This is a genomic window from Bacillus sp. GW823-FHT06A10, from assembly GCF_058795375.1.
The window spans coordinates 2,241,444-2,258,919 of the sequence record NZ_JBXAHT010000001.1 but is presented as its reverse complement, the minus strand read 5'-3'; the positions used below and the strand labels follow the sequence as shown (position 1 = coordinate 2,258,919).

Here is a 17,476-nt window from a genome sequence, read left to right as displayed (position 1 = left end):
AACGAATGGTATAAAAATCAATTTGCCCATTTTTCTTTTAGAATAATATTCATGTTATTGTGCATTAAGGGAATGGTAATAAATAGGATAATAAATTAAAAAACTGAAAATTAAATCTTTTATTTCTTTAGTAATTAATATAAAATTCTATATATATCATATAAATAAATTTGATACATAATGATTTTGCGTAGAAATGTTAATAGAATGAAGCGAGGGAGCGAAATGAGACAGAAAAAGGAGCAGAAAAAACAATCGAAAAAGAAAAAGACTCATATTCCATTTCGGTTAAATGTACTATTTTTTATTGTCTTTCTTTTATTTTCAGCTATTATAATTCAATTAGGTAAAGTACAAATCATTGATGGAGAAACGTATAGAAATGAAGTAAACAAAAAGGAAGATGTAACGGTAAGTACTCCCGTTCCTAGAGGGAAAATGTTTGATCGACAAGGTCACGTTATTGTAAATAATAAACCATTACGAACCGTTACATATACGAAAATGAGAGGAGTGGACTCGAAAGAAGTTTTACAAGTAGCAAGAGATTTAGCTAAGCTAATTGAAATGTCGCAAGAGGACATGGATAAGTTAACAGAGACAGATAAAAAAGATTTTTGGATGCAGTTAAATGAAAAGCGGGCAGCAGCGAAAGTAACGAAAGAAGATGAGAGTAAATTTAGAAAGCAAGAAATAGAAGGAAAAGAGTTAGATAAAAAAGTAGAAGAACTGCGCCGGGAAAGAATTACACAAGAAGAATTAAATGAGCTTTCAAAGGAAGATATAGAAGTATTAGTAATTAAAAGCAAAATGAATGCGGGATATAAAATGACGCCGCAAATCGTTAAAAAAGACGTAAGTGAAAATGAATATGCTGTCGTTAGTGAAAGGTTGGCAAGTTTACCGGGAGTGGATACAACAGTAGATTGGGAACGTGAATACCCAAATGATAAAATACTGCGCTCTATACTAGGTAGCGTTTCTAATGAAAATGAAGGGTTGCCAAGAGAACAATTAGATTATTATTTAGTTCGTGATTATAATCGAAACGACCGTATTGGTAAAAGTTACATCGAAAAACAATACGAAGATGCACTACATGGAACGAAAGAACAGTCTAAAAATATTATGGATAAAGCAGGGAAGATTGTTCGAACAGAAAAAGTGACTGAAGGAAAAAGTGGAAATAACTTGATGTTAACAGTCGATATGGATTTACAGAAAAGAGTAGAGGGAAGCCTTGAAAAGAATTTACGAGCCTTTCATGCTGCAGAGCCGATGATGGATCGTGCGTTCGTAGTAATGATGAATCCGAAAAACGGTCAAATTTTATCAATGGCAGGAAAGAAAATTGTAAATAAAGATGGCGGTATGCAAATAGAAGATTATGCATTAGGAACGATGACAAGTTCTTATGAGTTAGGGTCAACTGTAAAAGGGGCTACTTTATTAACTGGATATCAAACAGAAGCGATTAAGCCGTATACACACTTCTTTGATGCACCAATGTATTTTAAAGGAAGTTCTAAGCCGAAGAAATCGTGGAAAGAATTTGGGGATATTGATGATTTAAGAGCTTTGCAAGTGTCATCGAACGTTTATATGTTTAATACAGCTTTAAAAATGGCAGGCATTAATTATGTTCCAAACAATCCATTAGATATTAAACAAGAAACATTTAATAAAATGCGCTACTATTTTAGACAATTTGGCCTAGGTGTGTCGACTGGTATTGACCTGCCAAATGAATCGATCGGTCAAATAGGTAGAACTGATAACATACCCGGATTTTTACTTGATTACGCGATTGGACAGTATGATACATATACGCCGCTTCAGCTTGCGCAATATATTTCAACCATTGCAAATGGCGGTTACCGAATGAAACCACAAATTGTACAAGAAGTTAGAGAGCAACCGAATAGACCAGAGGATGCAGGAAAAGTCGTTCGGTCGATTGAACCAGTTGTATTAAATAGAGTGGATATGGAAACTTCGTACATTAATCATGTAAAAGAAGGATTTAGAAGAGTTTTTCAAGAAGCTGACGGAACCGGAACCGGAACATTTAAAGGTCTACCATATAAACCAGCGGGAAAAACAGGAACAGCTGAGACAGTATATGGTGGAGAAAGTGATATTGGAAGAGATGAGAACAACAACCGAAAAAAATGTTATAATTTAACTCTTGCCGGTTATGCACCATATGATGCGGATCCGGAAGTAGCTTTTTCAGTTGTTGTACCATGGGTGAATGATGATAAATCAGGAATTAATTCTGCGATTGGTAAAGAGATTTTGGATGCGTACTTTGAATTAAAAACAAATAGATCAAATACAAATCCAGTTCCAGTAGAACAACCGAACAAGGCACAGTAAAAATAGTATCACTGCATGGAAACATATTGTGCAGTGATATATTTTTTGAGTTAAAAAGCGCTTTATAAGGTGGGAATGGATATGAAAAAGGAGATTGAGAGAGGCTGGGGAAAGTACATACTATTTATATTGGTGATAGTCATAGGCTACCATTCTTTTACTTTATGTAAGGTGGAAGGGGAATCGATGCAGCCGACTTTATATGAAGAAGACTACGTATTTGTAAATAAAGCGGTAGTACGTCTTTCTAATTTACAACACGGAGAAATTGTCATTATAAAAGAAGAGGATGAATCGAAATATTATGTGAAACGTGTAATAGGGCTTCCTGGTGATGTAATTAACATAACGAACGGAAAGGTATATGTGAACGATAAAAAGCAAGAAGAACCATATACGAACAAAGATTTATTTAACAACACACAAGTGTTTTATAACTTTCAAAAGACAAAAATTCCGCCAAATAAGTTATTTGTTATGGGAGATAACCGCGAAGTAAGTAGAGATAGTCGCAATGGCTTAGGATATATTAAAGAAGATAACATAATTGGCAAGGTGGAATTTGTATATTATCCGTTTTCAAAAATGAAAATGATAGAATAAGTGGGGGATGAGCAAAACCCCACTTATTAAAGTTTCACTTTATTTTCTTTAAAAAACCTTTTGGATTAAATGATATGAAAAATTTATGTTTAGACTCGTCGATTATGAAGTTATTGTTTTTAGTTAAAAACTCTTCCACAGCTTCCATCGGGCCAGGACCCCAATCGGGAAGAAGCGGATTTCCGTTAATGGAGGTATCTTCTACAATTATATAACTGCCAGTAGTGACGATAGATTTATATAGCAAGAGTTCTTTTGAAACATGCTCTTTACTATGATCAGAATCTAAAATAACTAAAATCACATCATCAGGTTTGCGCATACTTACTATTGTTTGGATGGCCTGCACAGAAACAGAAGATGCTGTTAAATACGTAATCCGATTATGTGATGGCCGATTTGGCTGCGGAGTTATATCGATAGTAAGTACGTGACCTTTTCCAATTAAATCTAACATAGAAGCTAAATACAGTGCACTACCACCGTGAAAAGTCCCGCATTCAATAATTAAATCGGGCTTTAATTCATAAATGATTTCTTGATACAAAAAGAGATCAGAGGGAAGTTTATAGATTGGAACTCCAAACCAATGTGTATCTTTTAACCACACAAGGCTGTCGTAATATTGTTTTAGAAATTCATTGCTTATAGTATCGATTTTAAATTCTCCTTTCTAAAAAGGATTCTCTCGTTTGACGTAAAGTGTTTACGCATGAAAGTTGTACTATATATTATGTAGTAAGGAATTGTAAGGCGAGTGTTTTTACTTGAAAATAAGCCAAATAACTCATGTGGAAAATGAAAGGAAATGATCGTATGTACAAATACACAATTTGCTTTATTAGAAAAAGCGATAAAATACTGCTATTAACATAGAAATAAAAAGCCGAATATGGGGATGTGGAATGGTGTTGGAGGAAAAATAGAAGAGAATGAAACGCCATACGAAGGAATAATTAGAGAAACGTTTGAGGAAACGGGCATAGAACTTTCAAGTGTAACGTATAAAGGGACTGTTGGTTTTAAAGGTAAAGGTGAGCCCCAGGCTAGTGAAGGAATGTATGTGTTCGTTGCTGATTTGCCAGATGGAATGCAAATGAATACACCATTACGTACGGCTGAAGGCTTATTAGAATGGAAAGAAATTGATTGGATATTAGATGGTGATAATAGAGGAGTAGTTAGCAATTTACCAAAATACTTACCGACAGTATTAACAGAAGAAAATAAGTTAAAACATATATTCACGTACGATAACCGGAATATTATTAATTACACAACTGCATGTTTGAAAGAAGATGATGCGAACAAGCGATATGAAAAACAACTTGTTTCTCAATAGAAGAGGAAAGTGAAAAATCACGTTTTTGCTCTTGTTATATATGCGAGGTGATTATAAGTTTCAGAAATACAATTCATTGGTCATAATTGTAATATGTATGATATAACTTTTCTTATGGTGAAAGAGTAGAGAACATACGTAAAAGGAACAAAAAAGGAGGTGGCTTTGCCACCTCTTTTCCGTTAGTCACGAATCGCCTTAATCATAAATCGATGTTGCTTCACATCAAAATATCCTTTTTGCAAGATAATCTCATGTATACGATATAACTCCTCATAATACCTTTCGACAGTGAAATCAGGAATTTGCCACGGAATTGCTTTTAAATAATAGACGATAGCGCCAATATCATAAAAGCGTTGGAAAGGGAATTCTTCTTTTGCTTCTAAGATAGTAAATCCGTTTTCCTGTAGTTCATTACATGCCGCTTCAAGCGACCAACTTGCAAATTCACTATTTAGTGGTGTGTCAAATTGGTCATTAAGTTCCGCGCAATCGAGACCGCCAACTTGTTGTGTAAGAAATGTTCCATTTGGAGAAAGAATTCTTTTTACTTCAGAAGCAGCATATGATTCATGTTGGTTTAGGATTAGATTAAACTGACCATCTTGAAATGGCAATGCAGTATCATCGTTCACCTCTACAACAGTAACCCCTAAAGGCTCTAATTTCTTTCGAGCAATTGGCACGTTTGGAGCGTAGCCCTCAGTAGCATAAATAGTTGACGGGAACGGTTGTAACAGAGATAAAAACTCTCCGCCGCCAGTCCCCATATCGAGCATTGATTCTGCATGCTGCATAAGCTGGAAAGCTGTACTGCCATATGACCACGATAAAGGCTCGCTCTTCATTCGACCCGTTTCTGAAATAAAAGAAAAATCCCAACCGCTAAAATTTGTATTAGCACTTTCTAATAAAGTTAAAAATAATGGATCACGTTTCATAATTGTATCCTCCTATTTTGTAAGTAAATGATATGGTGAGAAAAGAAAAAAGGAGGACCTCTTATGAAAGGGGAACGGTTTTACGTTTCGTGTTCGAATAGATTCATATAAATTCGCTCCTTGTGAGAATAGTAATTTATATATTCGGGATAATCGAGTGGGAATCCTTTAAAATTATGGGAGAAGGTAGTTGTTTGATGAAAGATTGGATGGAGTGTACAGAAAAAGGTTGCACTCAAACTTTAGAAAAGGTATTTAGTAAACTTAAATTTCCGCCCAGCCCTTTTATGAGATATGTGATATTTCTCACTACTATTATGTAACAATAAAGTCGTACTGTTTATAAAAGAAGTGACGTTTTTGTATCCCTTTGGATTTACTTATCTATGGGATAAGTAAATAAGTAGACATATAAACTGAATATAAAAACGTTTTAATTCTTTGGAAACATTCCATAATTTAGTATTGTTATATATGGAATAATTTATTTGTACGAAAAGAGGAATAAGATGTTTATACAAAAGTATAAGGATTTGATGCTAGGGATAGTTGGTGCTGTATTAGGAGTAATATCCTTTGTTTATTTTAAAGATTTAGATTATATATAAGACGGGCCTTAAGTTATTATCTGTAACATTAATCATTATAGGTCGGGTTATTGCCTGTGATTCGATCCGTTTCAATAAAAAAGAGAATAATAACGTATAAGATTATTATTATATAAATTTAGCTTGTTGAGCATGGGGAATACTAATCTTACAAAATTGTAAGATTAGAAGTCACATAGTTAGATAGAAGTCATTAACTTATGAAAAAAACTCATCTATAATCCAGATATAAATCATTTACTAAAGGAGTATTCTAATGAAAAAAATTATAAGTTATACGGTTGTTATTGCTATTTTTATAGGAATAGGATTAGGAGTAAAACGTTATGTGCAAGGTCCAGGACAACCAGTCGATGGGATTCTAGTTAGTGGTACTGCAACTGACGTAGAAAAAGTTAAACAAGAGTTTAAAGATGACACTAAACAATCAATAGACTATAAGGTAAAGTACGTCACAATAACAAAAAGGATTCCATTATCAGAAGAAGATAAGAAACAAAATGATACAAATGAAGAATTTGAAATCAACACTACAGAATATGCAGTTATTAATAGTTCTACCGCGGTAAAATTATTTAATAAGGGACTTCTAAGAGCTAGAAAAGATCCAAATTCAGCATCTATTATTTCTGAGAGGGTGAAAGATAAAAATAAAGTATCTAGTGATCAGAATCTATTATTTTCTTATGCGGGTGATAATTTTGAAAATAACCAGTTGAATTTGAACGGTAAGATAGTACCTGCTCAGTATGTTAAACAGCAAATTTGGATTGGGTATGTTCCAATGAACCTTGTTATTCTAAACGACCAAGAATATAATACAATTTCTGAATCAGAGTCAATAATGAAATTGATTCAATTTCAAAAACGTAATTTTGATTATAAAAACAAACAAGAAGTAGACAAAGTTTTACAACAGATTGATAAGCTCTCTTCGAATAATCAGAATAAAATAAACTTTGTAGAGGTACAAGACTAAATTAAAATGAAAATAAGGTGATATAAATGGAAATCGTAAGAATAGAAAATGTAGTCAAAAGTTATGGTGAAGGAAATAGTAGGGTAGATGCTTTGAAGGGCATAAATCTTTCTATACAGCAAGGGGAATTTGTATCAATCGTAGGAGCTTCTGGCTCAGGTAAAAGTACATTGTTACATATTTTGGGAGGGTTGGACCGTCCGAGTTCAGGACAAGTATTTATTGGAGAGAACAATATTTATAATTATTCAGATAATGAACTTTCGATATTTAGAAGAAGAAAAGTTGGTTTTATATTTCAGTTCTTTAATTTAATTCCTGTATTGAATGTGCAAGAGAATATAGCTTTGCCCACTTTACTAGATAATGAACCTGTAGATAATCCTTATATGGACGAAATTATTGAAATTCTGGGACTTCATGAAAGACGAAATCATTTACCATCTGAATTATCAGGAGGTCAGCAACAACGGGTTTCGATTGGGAGGGCACTTATAAATCGCCCACATTTAATCTTAGCTGATGAACCTACAGGAAATCTGGATACTCAAAATACAAAAGAAGTCATGGATTTATTAAGATTGACAGCAAAAAAATATAATCAAACTATTGTATTGATTACTCACGATTTAAAAATTGCATCAACTTCTGACCGTATTATTACAATTGAAGATGGCCAAATCATTTCCGATCAGTGGCTATCCATGAATAAGCCTAAGACGGGAGGAAACTAATCTTGATTGGTAATTATAAACAATTAAGCAGGAGATACTTAAAGGGAAATAAGAAACGAACAATTTTAACTTTGATAGGAATCGTACTCTCTGTATCGTTAATTTCTACAATCGGCCTATTTATGAACGGTACTCAGATTTCTCAAATCGAGAATACGAAAAAGAGGCAAGGGTATTCTTTTCATGCCGTTGTATTAAATTACGATGAATCGATATTGAAAAAAATTAAATATAACCCGCAAATTGAATCATTTGGTTTAATGTCACAGGGAGAAACAGTCCAAGTTGGAGAGGCTGCTGTACAAATGAATTTTGCTGATGATAACGCCTTGGAATTTTTAAAATACAGTATTATTAAGGGCAGATTGCCATCTAATGATCAAGAAGTTGCTGTTGATCCCTGGGTATTACCTTATATAAAAGAAAATATTCAAATAGGTGATTCATTCGAATTAAATGAAAAAAAATACAAATTGGTTGGTTTTCTAAGTGATAGTACATATACACAGGAAAATAAGGTGGGACGGTTACTAACCTATAAGAGTAAGTTTAGCGCTGGTGAAGGAAAAATATTAGTTGGAATTAGCTCAAAAGCAAACTTTAATGAGGTTTTAGAGGGACTCAAGACCATTTCCGGAGAAAATAATATTAATATAAGTAATGAATTAATTCAATTAGAGAAACCAGGTTACAATAATTCGATTATGGCTACGCTAATTATTACAATCAGCATTGTTGTGATAGCGACAATTGTTGTGATTTACAACGCTTTTCAAATCAGTGTCGTAGAACGAACGAGGCAGTTTGGCTTGTTGAGAAGCATTGGTGCAACACGAAAGCAAATTAGACAAATCGTTCTGAGAGAAGCTACTTTTCTGGCTGTTATCGCTATACCAATTGGAATTATATGTAGCCTAATAGCACTTGCCTCTCTGCAGTTCACTTTTTCACTTTTAATGGAAAATAGTAAAGCGGTCTCGATATTTCATGTTGATTGGAATATTTTACTAATCAGTTCGATTATTACCTTGCTTTCTGTAATAGCGTCAAGTTTGTACCCAGCTTATTTTGCAGGGAAAATCTCCCCTTTGTTGGCAATTAGTAGCAGGTTGTCAATTAAAAAGGAACAAATCAAAAAACAAAAGAATTCCATGGTGAAAAAACCTTTATCTATTCCTTTGAGCATGGCTATGAAAAATGTTAAGCGAAATAAAAATCGCTATACCATTACAATCTTATCAATTATTATAAGTAGTGTGTTATTTATTACTTTCTCGTATTTAATGAGTGTTGCATTTGCATCTAAATCTTTTGATAAGTTATCTGTTAAATCGGATATTACAATTAAGATAGTGGATAATAATCCAGATCATTTAGCTGAAAGTGAACAAGTTTTGCATCAATTGAAATCACTTGAAAATATATCTAAAGTATACGAAAAAAAGGAGAATAGCTTTGAAACTAAATTAAAGGATGTAACTCAATCTTCCGCGACAGTAAAGGAAATAGAAAACACGATTGGAAAAAGCTATTCCATTACAATCGTAAATAATTATCAAGAAAATAAAACAAAAAAAGAAGAAAAACTTACTTTACAAGTGCTTGCATATGGTTTCATTACAGTCATTTCTTTAATTAGTAGCGTTAATATCCTCAATACTATAACTATAAGTATCATGACTAGACGAAAAGAATTGGCCGCTTTGAAATCCATTGGTATGTCACAAAAGGATTTGAAAAAAATGATTACCTATGAAGCTTTGATTTACGGTTTTTCGGGAAGTTTACAAGGAATCTTTTTTGGCTGTATATTGTCTTATATTATATATTTAGCTATATCTGATATGTTGAAAATGACATGGACGATTCCTTATGAGGCTTGTATCATTACGTTTGTTTCAGCTTTAATAATTAGTTATTTATCAGTCTTAAATCCATTGAAAAAAATTCAACAAGATAATATTATTGATAATATTAGAGAACAATAATATTATAAGCCTGGCTAGATTATAGCCAGGCTATTGTAATTGGAGTATAAGCTAGGGGAAAAAAAGGAGAGGGCATACTTGAATAAAAAAATATTACTAGTTGAAGATGATGAAGCTCTTGGCATAGCCATCGAATTTTCATTGAGAAATGAAGGTTATGAGGTGATTAGAGCGTCCAGTGTAAAAGAAGCTAAACACCAGTTTGTTCACAATACATTTGATTTGTCCATCCTTGATATCGGCCTACCAGATGGTAATGGTTATGACTTATGTTTGTATTTTAAAAAGAAAAACGAGAATTCGATTATTATTTTCTTAACTGCACTAGATGAAGAAGCAAATGTGGTAATGGGGCTGGATATAGGCGGTGATGATTATATAACCAAACCTTTTCGGGTTAGGGAACTCATGGCCAGAGTGAAAGTACAATTGCGTAAACAAGCGTCGCTAGAAACGCCATCTCAAATTTTAAGATCTGAGAATATAAGAATCGATACGAACCTAGTCAAGGTTTATAAAAATTGTGAAAGTATTACATTGACGAATTTAGAATACAAGCTGCTATTGAATTTCATGAAGAATTCTCACAAAGCATTAAAAAGAGATGAACTCCTACAACAAATAACAGAAGGAGAAAATGTTTTTTTTGATGAAAACACGTTATCTGTATACATAAAGCGTTTAAGAGCTAAAGTTGAAGACAATCCTCAAAAACCACAGTTTATCGTTACCGAAAGAGGATATGGTTATCGTTGGAGCAAGGACGTGATTGGGTGAGCAAGATAATGAAAAATACCGAGTTAAAAAGCTATATGACGATACTAGCCGTCCTTTTATCTATATTTGTGATTTACCAATTTATTATTCAACAATTATTTTATGATCATTTGAAAAGAGACTCTATTGCAACATGGGGGGAAATTACAGCTAGGTTGGTAGAGCAGAATCCAGAAAATGAAGCGGAAATTATGAAAGTCTTATCAAGTCATTCGTCTCACTCAAGTAAATATCAGGAAAAAGGGACAGAGATCCTAAAGCAATATGGATTATATGAAGACTTGGATTCAAAATTTTTTCCTCACTTAAATAATCTAATTATTAATCACAATCAATTTATGATGTGGGGATTGATTGCTTTTGGATTTTTACTTTTTGTTGCAAACTACATGCAACAAAAAATTATTTTCAATAAGATTAGCCAGCTTACTAGAGCTGCAAAAAAGATAATCGAGGGAGATTACTCGGTTGTCATCAATGAAAATAAAGAGGGGGATTTCGCGAAACTGGCGATTTCATTTCGTTCAATGAGGGATATCATTAGAAAAAATATGCATGATTTGCTTGAAGAGAAACGGTTTTTAGGAGAAATGTTGCAGGATATATCTCATCAGTTAAAAACGCCGCTTTCAACTATTTCTATCTATAATGAAATGTTGTTAAATGAGAAACTATCCCGAGAGCAACAAGCTCAATTACTACAAAATAATGATATTCAGATTTCTAGAATGAATGTCTTAATTCAGAATTTGTTAAAAGTAGCAAAAATTGATGCAAAAGCGATTTCGTTTGATAAAGAGCCAGGGAATTTAGTAGATACGACTGAGGAAGTACTAAATCGCTTGCAAAGCATGATAAGTGATAAAAATATTTTGATTGATTGGAATGCCCCAAGAGAAATAGTCGTTATTCATGACAAATTATGGATGCAGGAAGCTTTGTTAAACCTGTTGAAGAATGCAATCGAACATTCTAAACCCGGTGGTAAAATAATGATTCAGGCCAAAAATTCTCCAATCTATACAGAACTAGTAATCCAAGACTTTGGAGAGGGAATTTCAGCTGAAGAATTACCTCATATTTTTGAACGATTCTATAAATCAAGTAGTTCTAAAAAGCACGGATCGACCGGAATTGGATTGGCACTTGTCAAAGCTATTATAGAGGCACATCACGCCTTAATTACAGTTGAAAGTGAAAAAAATGCTTATACAAAATTTACAATTATTTTTATGAAATTTTAATAACAGTGTGGTATATATTTTAATCTTTTTAATATAAAGGGGTTTTTTTATGTTTAATAGATTGAAGTGTTTTCTTTTATCTGAGAAAGAAATAGTTGATACTGTGAAAAAATACAAGGAGGAAAAAATACACGTTTCCATAATAAAAGATTTTTTAGGGGATTTAATCTTAATAAGAACTTTTACATTTTTAATGTTTGTTCCAGTATCAACTTTTATTTTTTCAGTTATAATTTATGGAGCTGTTTTCTTTTTATCAGGCATTAAGATTACTGTTTGGGGCATCACTATAATGTTATTAGTTCCAATAACATTACTTTTCTATATGAATATAACTAATACATCAATTATTATTACTGATTTAGTGAGAAAATTTTTATTAACCATAAAATATCTAAATCCATTTTACTCAATCATAAATAAACCTTGGCTCTTTATTTTTGAATTATTAATTGGTTTTTTATATGTATTTCTGCTATCTTTATTTTCTATTTGGATAGTATTACATTCATTAGAAATAGATTTTTCTGAATTTAGTTCGGAGGACAATCGAAGTTTTCAATTTTCAATTATTATTTTACATACAGCAATTTATTTGTTTATAAGAGTTCATGGCCAGTATTGTAAGACAACTAAGCAAAAAATTAAAAAGCTGAAAATGAAGTTTTATTTATGGTTTTGTTCTATGATTGCAAGTATTGTATATATATTTGAATCACTCTTTAATTATATGAATGGAATCCAAGCAATTTATTTTATTTTTGTTTTAATGATTGCTTTAGAAAGAACAGTGACACATTATAAGAAATTTATAGATTTTTTAGAATGTGAAAATTTGTATGAAAAATATTTTTAGAGAGAAAAGTCTTTTGAAATATAAAAAGTTATACCTACTAAATACTGGACGAGTAAAAAAACGCTATTCTTTTTCTAGAATCATAGGAAAAGATAGCGTTTTTGTTTAATATACTCAAAAACAAAAATCTTTTGGTAAAGTACCATTTTTAATAACTGTTCTTAATCCATGTTTTATAATCCAAGGATTAATAGGATGCTGTTTATCACGTAATTGCTGTAACCACTGAAAAACGAGTTCTTTATCTTCTTTCGTAATATCGTTAATATGATTGGCTACAGATTTTTGAACATATTTAGAAGGGTCATTCATTAATGGTTCAAGAAGTTGTAAATTGTACTTAAAATCACCTTTTAGAGCTCCTATTTTTTTAGCCCAAGGAAGCCTTGGTCTTGTACCTTCAGAAACTAATCTCCTAATGTGGCTGTTTTCATCATGAATCCACTGTTGTAATATGTTTAGTGTATCTTCATGGTATGTTTCAAGAAAGGGCCGAATGGCATATTCAGCAGTATTCCTTTTCGTTATTTCATACATTGCATTAAACGAGATTTTAAAATCGTTAAGCCCATATTTTTCAACGTATTTTGCAACAGGCATGTACATATATCCATTTGTAAATGTGCCTACTTCTGTTGTATTTTCTGGTCCTAATGTTTTCAGTAATATATGTATTGCGGCATTAAAATCTTTTTGTAAAGCATTGTGTAATTCATCTGCAATTACTTCAATACGCTGTTTTAACTCTAAATTTTCAACTTTACAAGCTACAGAATCTACAAAGATGCTTTTAGAGAAACAAGGATCGTGTTTACAAATAGAATCAGCTATTTTTTCTGCTAATTCTTCATTAAATAAAAATTTTAACGGAATATATTTACCCATTTTTTCACCTCGGTGGTCAAATGAAAACAATTTTTATTTTTTAATCGACAATCCATAAACCAAAGTCTCACTCGGAGTCGTAATACTAAAACCTGTCGTCTTATAATCAAGTTTCACGGTATCACCAGTGTAGTCTTTCGTGAATGAATCCATTTGTACGATAAGCTCTGCATCTTCATATACAACATCATCTGCGTTATATGTATCCCAAATTAAATCGACATCAACGAAAATACTACAAGAGTTCGTCATTGTTCCTCTAATGCGAACGATCTTTTTATCTTCAAGTTCTAATCTATGTATAGCTGCTTTCGCTTCATCAGTAATGCGAATGTTCATTGTATCCCAACCTTTATTTATATTTCCTTTATTATTGCAAAAACAGGAGCAATAGGGAAGTAAAGAGGTTTGCAACAAAAAACGAGCAAACAAATTTGTTTGCTCGTTTCACTTTATTTTAGTTCACATTTATCAAGTGGAATCACTTTTGTTTTTTTCGTAAATTTATAACCTAACCATAGTACTAAGAAGAGTGGTAAACCGATGTAAGAAACGAGTACACCGTTCCAATCAATTGCTTCACCCATAAATGCGCCGTAGTTTTGTCCTAAAATTACGATGATACAAAGTGTAAATGCGAAGATTGGACCGAATGGGAACCATTTTGCTCTATATGGTAAGTCATTTAAATCTTTTCCTTGTGCGATATATGCTTTACGGAAACGGTAATGACTAATTGCAATTCCAACCCATGCGATAAAACCAGACATTCCGGATGCGTTTAATAACCAAATGTATACAACACCATCACCGAATAAAGAAGCAATGAAAGCAATACTCCCAACAATTGACGTTACGATTAACGCGTTAACAGGTACACCGCGGCTATCTAATTTACCAAGAAACTTTGGTGCTTTTCCTTGGCGAGCTAAATCCCAAAGCATACGAGTTGATGCATACATACCAGAGTTACCAGCAGATAGTACAGCAGTTAAAATAACAGCGTTCATAACAGAAGCAGCAAAGGCAACGCCCGCTTTTTCAAAAATAAGTGTAAACGGACTTACTGTAACATCACTTGCAGCAAGGCTTTCAGTTGTATAAGGAATTAATAAACCGATAACGAGAATCGCAAGGATATAGAATAAAAGAATACGCCAAAAGATTGAACGAATTGCTTTTGGGATATTACGTTCTGGATCAGACGTTTCACCAGCAGCTACTCCTAATAGTTCAGTACCTTGGAATGAGAAACCAGCTGCCATAAACACACCGATAATTGCCATGATACCGCCGTTAAATGGTGCATCTGCAACAGTGAAGTTTTTAAATCCAACCGTTTCACCGCCCATAATTCCAAAAATCATCATGAAACCAACAATTAAAAAGATAATAATCGTAACTACTTTAATAAGTGCGAACCAATATTCAGATTCACCAAACCCTTTAACAGATAAATAGTTTAAAAGGAAAATAATAGCTAAACATAATCCGCTCCAAATAAGAGAAGGGGTATCTGGGAACCAAAATTTCATAATTAATGTTACGGCTGCAAGTTCAGCAGCAATCGTAATTGCCCAGTTATACCAATAGTTCCATCCAAGTGCAAAGCCAAGTGATGGATCAACAAATTTTGTTGCATACGTGCTAAAAGATCCAGTAACAGGCATGTAAGCTGCAAGTTCAGCTAAGCTTGTCATTAAAAAATAAACCATAATTCCAATTGCGGCGTATGCAATTAATGCGCCACCAGGTCCAGCTGTATGGATGACACCACCGCTGGCAAGAAATAGTCCGGTACCAATTGTACCACCGAGAGAAATCATCGTAAGGTGACGAGATTTTAATCCGCGTTTTAATTCACCTTGTCCTTGTGTAGTTTGCGTTTTAGAGGTAGATTGATTTGTTGCGCTATTCATGTTCAACACTCCTTTTCTTGTAGGTTAGGAAGGAGCGGGGGAGAAAAATACAAAAAACCGCCAAAGGAATTTGGCGGAACGTTTCACAAATAACCACCCCATCATACCCTTCCGTTAAGATAGCACCCCACGTTTACACGGTAATTTTGTAAACGTGACAGTTCTGTTCCTTTCGGAGACAGCCCCAGCTCATATTTCCAGAGAAGAAATATAAACTTCGGCAACTTTTCCTTTCAAACGGAGTCAGCTGACATTCTCTGTGTCTCGTCCGTTTTACTATTAAAAGTCGCAACCTCTACCTCATCGGATTGATGAGGATTTATATATTGCTAAGATTTTTAATATATGGCAATTGTAATGACTTTCTGAATATATTGCAAGATATTTTGTTAGGAAAAGTCAAAAAATATCGGTTATTGTATAGGAAACGCTTGCAAAACTCCACCCGAACCTACTATTATGTAGCAATAAGCAAAGAAAAAATTGTTATACAAATGTTTCGCAAAAAATATTGAAAAATCCTCTAAATTAAAAGAAAATTCAGAAAAATATAATTCGACATAACTATCAAAAGAGGATTATTCCTTAAATTCGTTTCAAAGAATAAGTATAAATTTAACGAATAGGATGAATATTCTTTTTATTTTTAGTAAAATTGGGGTATTGTTTAATTGAAAAGGGGAAATCAATATGAAATTAGAAACAGAAAGGCTCTATATAGTGCCGTGTACAGAAGAGAGAATTCAAATTGCTAACGAGCAAGGATACAATAGCGGTCCGCATATTGTAGGGCATGTAAAGAATGTAAAACAAGATGCAGCTATATTACCATGGGGCGCGTGGTATGTTCTTCGGAAAGAAGATGATAGCGTTATAGGTGATATTGGGTTTAAAGGGAAACCAAACGAGAATCAAACAGTGGAAATTGGCTATGGATTTATTGAGAAATATTGGAATAAGGGCTATGCAACAGAAGCTGTAAGAGAACTAATCGATTGGGCTTTCAAAACAGGAGAGGTAGAAACAATAATTGCAGAGACACTTCTAGATAATTATAGTTCGATTCGTGTTTTAGAAAAGTTACATATGAAGAGAGTAAATGCTACAGAAACGATGATTAATTGGAAAATAGAAAAATAAAAAATACCGCTCTAAATTGGGCGGTATTTCTTATAGTTATGGTAGCATTTGCTTCTGATCATTTGGATACTCAGCCGTTGATGCGTTAGGACGATTGGAATGATTTCGAACAGCAATGAAAATAGAAATAATAACGACAAGACCAACTGCAACGTAAGAAAGTGAAATAATAGTTGGATCCACTTTAAATGTAGTAAGCAGTGTACGTATATTCGTAAAGATAATAAGACCGCCAACTAATACCCCAAGTAAATGTGCTGGAACGATACGAACTAACCATGCAGCAATTGGAGCTGCGACAATACCGCCAAGCATTAACGCAAATACCCAAACCCAGCTTACTTGTTCCCAGCCAAGTGAGATGAAGAAGCCAATTGTTGCAGCGAGTGAAACAGGAAATTCACTCGTATCTACAGATCCAATAACTTTTCTAGCTTCATTTCCTCTTGCTAGAAGAACAGGCGTCGTAATCGGCCCCCAACCACCGCCACCAGTTGAATCAACGAATCCAGCGAATAAACCAAGCGGCACAAGTTGTTTTGCAGACATACGCTTATTTGAAGTGACAATTTGTTTTTGAATGATGAATCGTAATAAAATATAAACCCCTAAAGTAAATAAAAATACGGAAATGTACGGTTTGATTACATCGCCAGGCAAATTACTTAAAAAACATGCCCCAACAAATGCGCCGATTGCCCCAGGTAATGTAAGTCTAGAAACGGTATATTTATCAACGTTTCCAAATTTGATATGAGATGCGCCAGAAGCTGCAGTTGTAACCACTTCAGCTAAATGAACGGACGCGGAAGCTACAGCCGGTGCAATACCAAACATTAATAATAGTGAAGTAGACGTTACCCCATACGCCATTCCAAGTGCTCCATCGATCAATTGAGCGAAAAATCCGATAATAGCAAAGACAATTAATTTCTGCATAAATAATCCCCCTGTAATAATAAATGAAAAAGACACTTTTCCCGTATGAGAAAAGTGCCTTTGGTTTTTCCAATCAGCAATAATTAAATTTGTTTCATTATAATACATATTAATCGTATAAATCAACTAGGTTTTAAAG

General features: G+C 33.4%; 15 protein-coding genes, 1 pseudogene and 1 riboswitch. Of the genes and pseudogenes, 10 read left to right on the top strand and 6 right to left on the bottom strand.

Annotated elements, in window-relative coordinates:
• The first annotated feature begins 225 nt into the window (after positions 1–225).
• Positions 226–2,379, top strand: coding sequence for a peptidoglycan D,D-transpeptidase FtsI family protein (locus AC1Q8M_RS11505; RefSeq protein ID WP_075719967.1), 2,154 nt, complete (start codon positions 226–228; stop codon positions 2,377–2,379).
• An 81-nt stretch (positions 2,380–2,460) separates the two neighbouring features.
• A complete protein-coding gene (gene lepB, locus AC1Q8M_RS11500; protein ID WP_065229016.1) occupies positions 2,461–2,982 on the top strand; it encodes a signal peptidase I in 522 nt (173 codons plus the stop codon).
• Positions 2,983–3,016: 34 nt separating this feature from the next.
• On the opposite strand, the gene AC1Q8M_RS11495 is transcribed toward lepB, so the two are convergent.
• Positions 3,017–3,640, bottom strand: a complete 624-nt coding sequence (locus tag AC1Q8M_RS11495; protein ID WP_276565387.1) for a cephalosporin hydroxylase family protein — start codon at positions 3,638–3,640, stop codon at positions 3,017–3,019.
• A gap of 158 nt (positions 3,641–3,798) precedes the next feature.
• Here AC1Q8M_RS11495 and AC1Q8M_RS11490 point away from each other — a divergent pair.
• A pseudogene (locus tag AC1Q8M_RS11490) lies at positions 3,799–4,324 on the top strand (NUDIX hydrolase).
• Positions 4,325–4,506: 182 nt separating this feature from the next.
• Here the strand turns inward: AC1Q8M_RS11490 and AC1Q8M_RS11485 are convergent.
• Entirely contained in the window at positions 4,507–5,268 is a 762-nt protein-coding gene (locus tag AC1Q8M_RS11485; protein ID WP_098855662.1) for a class I SAM-dependent methyltransferase, read from the bottom strand.
• Positions 5,269–6,132: 864 nt separating this feature from the next.
• Here AC1Q8M_RS11485 and AC1Q8M_RS11480 point away from each other — a divergent pair.
• From AC1Q8M_RS11480 to AC1Q8M_RS11455, 6 genes are all read left to right on the top strand, one after another.
• Entirely contained in the window at positions 6,133–6,855 is a 723-nt protein-coding gene (locus AC1Q8M_RS11480; protein WP_072938836.1) for a lipoprotein BA_5634 family protein, read from the top strand.
• A gap of 26 nt (positions 6,856–6,881) precedes the next feature.
• On the top strand, positions 6,882–7,589 hold the full coding sequence (locus AC1Q8M_RS11475) for an ABC transporter ATP-binding protein (protein ID WP_098855663.1): 708 nt from the start codon (positions 6,882–6,884) through the stop codon (positions 7,587–7,589).
• 2 nt (positions 7,590–7,591) lie between these two features.
• Positions 7,592–9,577, top strand: a complete 1,986-nt coding sequence (locus AC1Q8M_RS11470; protein ID WP_086421789.1) for an ABC transporter permease — start codon at positions 7,592–7,594, stop codon at positions 9,575–9,577.
• A 78-nt stretch (positions 9,578–9,655) separates the two neighbouring features.
• Positions 9,656–10,354, top strand: a complete 699-nt coding sequence (locus AC1Q8M_RS11465) for a response regulator transcription factor (RefSeq protein ID WP_001035094.1) — start codon at positions 9,656–9,658, stop codon at positions 10,352–10,354.
• 8 nt (positions 10,355–10,362) lie between these two features.
• Positions 10,363–11,598 (top strand): HAMP domain-containing sensor histidine kinase, encoded by a 1,236-nt coding sequence (locus AC1Q8M_RS11460; protein WP_000798888.1) that lies wholly within the window; start codon positions 10,363–10,365, stop codon positions 11,596–11,598.
• Between the two features lie 49 nt (positions 11,599–11,647).
• The gene (locus AC1Q8M_RS11455; RefSeq protein ID WP_000483294.1) at positions 11,648–12,454 is read left to right on the top strand and encodes a hypothetical protein; all 807 of its coding nucleotides are present in this window, start codon (positions 11,648–11,650) and stop codon (positions 12,452–12,454) included.
• Between the two features lie 114 nt (positions 12,455–12,568).
• On the opposite strand, the gene AC1Q8M_RS11450 is transcribed toward AC1Q8M_RS11455, so the two are convergent.
• From AC1Q8M_RS11450 to AC1Q8M_RS11440, 3 genes are all read right to left on the bottom strand, one after another.
• Entirely contained in the window at positions 12,569–13,339 is a 771-nt protein-coding gene (locus AC1Q8M_RS11450) for a DNA alkylation repair protein (protein ID WP_075717761.1), read from the bottom strand.
• A 33-nt stretch (positions 13,340–13,372) separates the two neighbouring features.
• Complete coding sequence (locus AC1Q8M_RS11445; protein WP_001026167.1) at positions 13,373–13,678, bottom strand: iron-sulfur cluster biosynthesis family protein; 306 nt, start codon at positions 13,676–13,678, stop codon at positions 13,373–13,375.
• Between the two features lie 113 nt (positions 13,679–13,791).
• The gene (locus tag AC1Q8M_RS11440; protein ID WP_001083396.1) at positions 13,792–15,258 is read right to left on the bottom strand and encodes an amino acid permease; all 1,467 of its coding nucleotides are present in this window, start codon (positions 15,256–15,258) and stop codon (positions 13,792–13,794) included.
• A 112-nt stretch (positions 15,259–15,370) separates the two neighbouring features.
• Positions 15,371–15,564: riboswitch (Lysine riboswitch) on the bottom strand.
• 384 nt (positions 15,565–15,948) lie between these two features.
• Here AC1Q8M_RS11440 and AC1Q8M_RS11435 point away from each other — a divergent pair.
• Positions 15,949–16,398, top strand: coding sequence for a GNAT family N-acetyltransferase (locus AC1Q8M_RS11435; RefSeq protein ID WP_025117841.1), 450 nt, complete (start codon positions 15,949–15,951; stop codon positions 16,396–16,398).
• Positions 16,399–16,434: 36 nt separating this feature from the next.
• Here the strand turns inward: AC1Q8M_RS11435 and AC1Q8M_RS11430 are convergent, their stop codons facing one another.
• Positions 16,435–17,337, bottom strand: a complete 903-nt coding sequence (locus AC1Q8M_RS11430; RefSeq protein WP_001170743.1) for a sulfite exporter TauE/SafE family protein — start codon at positions 17,335–17,337, stop codon at positions 16,435–16,437.
• Positions 17,338–17,476 lie beyond the last annotated feature (139 nt).

Excerpts from the sequence above, each read along its gene's own strand:
- AC1Q8M_RS11505 (WP_075719967.1), top strand. The coding sequence starts at position 226 with ATGAGACAGAAAAAGGAGCAGAAAAAACAATCGAAAAAGAAAAAGACT.
- lepB (WP_065229016.1), top strand. The coding sequence starts at position 2,461 with ATGAAAAAGGAGATTGAGAGAGGCTGGGGAAAGTACATACTATTTATA.
- AC1Q8M_RS11485 (WP_098855662.1), bottom strand. The coding sequence starts at position 5,268 with ATGAAACGTGATCCATTATTTTTAACTTTATTAGAAAGTGCTAATACA.
- AC1Q8M_RS11480 (WP_072938836.1), top strand. The coding sequence starts at position 6,133 with ATGAAAAAAATTATAAGTTATACGGTTGTTATTGCTATTTTTATAGGA.
- AC1Q8M_RS11475 (WP_098855663.1), top strand. The coding sequence starts at position 6,882 with ATGGAAATCGTAAGAATAGAAAATGTAGTCAAAAGTTATGGTGAAGGA.
- AC1Q8M_RS11460 (WP_000798888.1), top strand. The coding sequence starts at position 10,363 with ATGAAAAATACCGAGTTAAAAAGCTATATGACGATACTAGCCGTCCTT.
- AC1Q8M_RS11455 (WP_000483294.1), top strand. The coding sequence starts at position 11,648 with ATGTTTAATAGATTGAAGTGTTTTCTTTTATCTGAGAAAGAAATAGTT.
- AC1Q8M_RS11450 (WP_075717761.1), bottom strand. The coding sequence starts at position 13,339 with ATGGGTAAATATATTCCGTTAAAATTTTTATTTAATGAAGAATTAGCA.
- AC1Q8M_RS11445 (WP_001026167.1), bottom strand. The coding sequence starts at position 13,678 with ATGAACATTCGCATTACTGATGAAGCGAAAGCAGCTATACATAGATTA.
- AC1Q8M_RS11440 (WP_001083396.1), bottom strand. The coding sequence starts at position 15,258 with ATGAATAGCGCAACAAATCAATCTACCTCTAAAACGCAAACTACACAA.
- AC1Q8M_RS11435 (WP_025117841.1), top strand. The coding sequence starts at position 15,949 with ATGAAATTAGAAACAGAAAGGCTCTATATAGTGCCGTGTACAGAAGAG.
- AC1Q8M_RS11430 (WP_001170743.1), bottom strand. The coding sequence starts at position 17,337 with ATGCAGAAATTAATTGTCTTTGCTATTATCGGATTTTTCGCTCAATTG.